At 53.8% G+C, this 325-nt stretch carries 1 protein-coding gene; it reads right to left on the minus strand.

Translation table 11 applies throughout. The features are described 5' to 3' along the window. Positions 1-134 precede the first annotated feature (134 nt). Positions 135-325 (minus strand): hypothetical protein (locus tag HAP95_RS06085; RefSeq protein WP_215883402.1); only part of this gene is annotated, 191 nt, incomplete at its 5' end.

Below are 325 nucleotides of genomic sequence, written 5' to 3' on the forward strand. Positions count from 1 at the left end.
CCAGGCTTGGGCGCTGCGGCGCGGGGCTTTCCTGCGTAGTTTTGATGGCACCATGTATTTTCTCCTCAGTCCTATCCTGGGAGACTATTCTGCACCTCTGAAAATTTCAGGATATAACGCCGCTCAGTTACCGGTTACCCAATAACGCCCGTTTTCTGATTCTGCCCGGAGAATCTTTCCCGAATCTGGCATCCCGTATTCTGGCGTTGAATCTGCACAGACTCTCTGCAGATTAGCAATTCGTCTATGGGCATCCCATCGTGCTGGCCGAGACCTTCGTAGAATCCCCCCGTTTTACCGGCGCCTGTTACCGGGCTGCCAACTG

Origin of the sequence: Acidithiobacillus sulfurivorans (assembly GCF_018853815.1) — a bacterium.
Classification (GTDB): Bacteria; Pseudomonadota; Gammaproteobacteria; order Acidithiobacillales; family Acidithiobacillaceae; genus Acidithiobacillus; species Acidithiobacillus sulfurivorans.